The sequence below is a fragment of the Gluconobacter japonicus genome, assembly GCF_002723975.1.
GTDB classification, from domain to species: Bacteria; Pseudomonadota; Alphaproteobacteria; order Acetobacterales; family Acetobacteraceae; genus Gluconobacter; species Gluconobacter japonicus.
Genome location: NZ_BEWO01000051.1, coordinates 2,501 through 5,358, shown reverse-complemented (window position 1 = coordinate 5,358; position 2,858 = coordinate 2,501). Strand labels below are relative to the sequence as shown.

General features: G+C 55.0%; 2 rRNA genes (1 of these 2 cut by a window edge). Both read right to left on the bottom strand.

The features are described from left to right. Positions 1 to 120: 120 nt before the first annotated feature. Positions 121 to 235, bottom strand: a 5S ribosomal RNA gene (gene rrf, locus GJA01_RS14855). A gap of 81 nt (positions 236 to 316) precedes the next feature. Next, positions 317 to 2,858: ribosomal RNA gene (locus tag GJA01_RS14850) — 23S ribosomal RNA — on the bottom strand (it continues 195 nt past the right edge of the window).

Here is a 2,858-nt window from a genome sequence, read left to right as displayed (position 1 = left end):
GGGGGCAGGATTTGAACCTGCGGCCTTCAGGTTATGAGCCTGACGAGCTACCGGGCTGCTCCACCCCGCGGTGGTGTGTGTGATGTTGGTTTTTTGGGAGATTTGTGAGTGGGCTGGGGGACCTGGCGGCGACCGACTTTTCCGCACCTTGAGGTGCAGTATCATAGGCGCTGAGGGATTTCACGGCCGAGTTCGGGATGGGATCGGGTGTATGGCCCTCGCAATGGCCACCAGGTCTTCCAGCCCACCCAGTCTTTTTGAGAGTGGGTGGAGGTTGGTGTTTTTTTGAGTGTGGCTGATTTCTGTGCATGTGTTTGGAGTGAGGATTATGAGCGATTAGGACCGGTTAGCTGCATGCATTACTGCACTTTCACACCCGGCCTATCGACGTGATGGTCTCTCACGGCTCTATGAGACCTTGTTTTGAGGTGGGTTTCCCGCTTAGATGCTTTCAGCGGTTATCCCGTCCATACTTAGCTACCCGGCTGTGCCACTGGCGTGACAACCGGTGCACCAGAGGTATGTTCATCCCGGTCCTCTCGTACTAGGGACAAATCCTCTCAAGTCTCTTACACCCACGGCAGATAGGGACCGAACTGTCTCACGACGTTCTAAACCCAGCTCACGTACCACTTTAATCGGCGAACAGCCGAACCCTTGGGACCTGCTCCAGCCCCAGGATGTGATGAGCCGACATCGAGGTGCCAAACCTCCCCGTCGATGTGGACTCTTGGGGGAGATCAGCCTGTTATCCCTAGAGTACCTTTTATCCGTTGAGCGATGGCCCGTCCACGTGGGACCACCGGATCACTATGGCCGACTTTCGTCTCTGCTCGAACTGTCATTCTCGCAGTCAGGCGGGCTTATGCCATTGCACTCGACAGCCGGTTTCCGACCGGCCTGAGCCCACCATCGCGCGCCTCCGTTACACTTTGGGAGGCGACCGCCCCAGTCAAACTGCCCACCATGCAGGGTCCCGGACCAGGCTTACTGGTCTCGGTTAGACATCAGAAAAATTCAGGGTCGTATTTCAAGGGTGGCTCCACCGGTGCTGGCGCCCCGGCTTCAAAGCCTCCGACCTATCCTACACAGGATTTTCCTGATGCCACTGCAAAGCTGCAGTAAAGGTTCATAGGGTCTTTCCGTCTGACCGCGGGTACCCCGCATCTTCACGGGGAATTCAATTTCGCTGAGTCGATGCTGGAGACAGTGGGGAAGTCGTTACGCCATTCGTGCAGGTCGGAACTTACCCGACAAGGAATTTCGCTACCTTAGGACCGTTATAGTTACGGCCGCCGTTTACCGGGGCTTCAATTCAATGCTTGCACATCTCCTCTTAACCTTCCGGCACCGGGCAGGCGTCAGGCCCTATACGTCATCTCACGATTTCGCAGAGCCCTGTGTTTTTACTAAACAGTCGCTACCCCCTGGTCTGTGCCACCCAAACATGGTTGCCCACGGTTGGGTCTCGTTTATCCCGAAGTTACACGAGCAATTTGCCTAGTTCCTTCAGCATCGTTCTCTCAAGCGCCTTGGTATTCTCTACCAGTCCACCTGTGTCGGTTTCGGGTACGGTCTATACGCCAGAGCTATTTCCTGGAATGATCAAAAAGCCTGTTCAATCCGTTAAGGACAGACAACATTTCTCATTCGTCACTTCTGGCAGGCCTAGGAATATTCACCTAGTTCCCATCGACTACGGCTCTCGCCCTCGCCTTAGGGGCCGGCTCACCCTGCGTGGATTAACCTTGCGCAGGAACCCTTGGACTTTCGGCGACAGTGTTTCTCGCACTGTTTGTCGCTACTCATGTCAGCATTCGCACTTCCGATATCTCCAGAGGGGGTCACCCCGCCTCCTTCGCAGACTTACGGAACGCTCCGCTACCGCGCATTCACAAGAATGCACCCACAGCTTCGGCACGTGGCTTGAGCCCCGTTACATTTTCGGCGCAGGGTTTCTAATAGACCAGTGAGCTATTACGCTTTCTTTAAAGGATGGCTGCTTCTAAGCCAACCTCCTGGTTGTTTTGGAATCCCCACATCCTTTCCCACTTAGCCACGATTTAGGGGCCTTAGCTGGTGGTCTGGGCTGTTTCCCTCTCGACAATGGACCTTAGCACCCACTGTCTGTCTGCCGGGCTATACTCCTGGGTATTCGGAGTTTGGTTAGGTTTGGTAAGGCTTTGGGCCCCCCTAGCCCATCCAGTGCTCTACCCCCCAGGGTAAACACCCGACGATCTACCTCAATAGATTTCGCGGAGAACCAGCTATCTCCGAGTTTGATTGGCCTTTCACCCCTAGCCACAGCTCATCCCCGACTTTTTCAACAGGCGTGGGTTCGGCCCTCCAGTGCGTGTTACCGCACCTTCAGCCTGGCCATGGCTAGATCACTCGGTTTCGGGTCTTCTGCCAGCAACTCAGTCGCCCTATTCAGACTCGCTTTCGCTACGCCTACACCTAACGGCTTAAGCTCGCTGCAAACAGAAACTCGCTGACCCATTATACAAAAGGTACGCCGTCACCCCATAAGAGGCTCCGACTGCTTGTAGGCGTCCGGTTTCAGGTCTCTTTCACTCCCCTTATCGGGGTGCTTTTCACCTTTCCCTCACGGTACTTGTTCGCTATCGGTCACTAAGGAGTATTTAGGCTTGGAGGGTGGTCCCCCCATGTTCAGACAGGGTTTCACGTGCCCCGCCCTACTCGAATCCTTATCAAGACACTACGCATACGGGGCTATCACCCATTCTTGCCGGACTTTCCAGACCGTTCTGCTTCTTCTTGGTAAGGCATTGGCCTGCTCCGCGTTCGCTCGCCACTACTAGCGGAATCTCTGTTGATGTCTTTTCCTCCAGGTACTG